The sequence below is a fragment of the Vibrio sp. 1580 genome (genome assembly GCF_033340055.1).
Map to the genome: position 1 here is coordinate 1 of NZ_JAWOVT010000079.1, position 1,059 is coordinate 1,059.

Sequence of the window (1,059 nt, forward strand, 5' to 3'; positions counted from 1 at the left end):
ATATTGATGAGGGAGATAATCGCAATGTAATCATGAAAAATCGCTCGGGCACCCGCTGGCACCTGCCAACAAAAGGCGCTACATCTCTGGTCAACAATCCCTTCTTTAAGCGAATGCAGCCAGTCGGTATCGCGGATGTCCTGCGGTATGTTGAGCGCGAAACCGGGTTTATGCGATGCCTGACACATGTGCTGCCAATACAAAAACAGGGAACTACTCATCAGGATGATTTACTGGCCATTCTGATTGCCAACGCCACTCACCGTGGTGTGTATGGCATGGCGCAGATCTCCGATCGAAGCTATGAACACCTGAGTACGGTGCAGGCCAACTATATCCGGCCTGAAACGCTGCATGACGCCAGCGACGTGATCAATAATGCGGTGGCTTCATTACCCATCTTCCGCCACTACCATATTCAGGAGGACCAGCTGCATGCCAGTGCGGATGGTCAGAAATTCGAAACCCATCTGGAAACCTTTAAAACCCGGTACTCCTCTAAGTATTTCGGCACCAACAAAGGGATCACGGCCATGACACTGGTGGCCAACCACAGCGCCCTCAATGCTCGGATCATCGGTTCCAACGAGCACGAATCACACTATATTTATGACCTGTTACAATCCAACAGCAGTGAAATCAAACCTGACGTACTCTCGACAGATACACACGGTGTCAATCATGTTAACTTCGCCTTACTGGATCTATGCGGTTACAGTTTTGCACCGCGATACGCGCAGTTCAGTAGTGTCATCAATGATCTGTTTGCCGTAACTGAAAATGAACACGGCGGCACCAACCTTGCCCTGAAAAAGCCCATCAGGACGAATGTCATCGAAACGGGATGGCAGGATATTAGGCGCATTGTTCTGTCACTTCAGACAAAGCGAACGACACAGGCAATGCTGGTAAGAAAGTTGTCTGGTTATCCTTCGGGGCACCCGACATTACAGGCGCTGACGGAGTATAATCGACTGGTCAAAGCGCAATATTTACTGGATTACATAGACAATGCCAGTTTGCGGCAGTACGTTCAGCGTGCCCTTAACCGGGGAGAAG

1 protein-coding gene is annotated in these 1,059 nt (G+C 49.9%); it reads left to right on the plus strand.

The features are described 5' to 3' along the window. Positions 1 to 1,059 (plus strand): Tn3 family transposase (locus tag R7093_RS24145; RefSeq protein ID WP_318146876.1); only part of this gene is annotated, 1,059 nt, incomplete at both ends.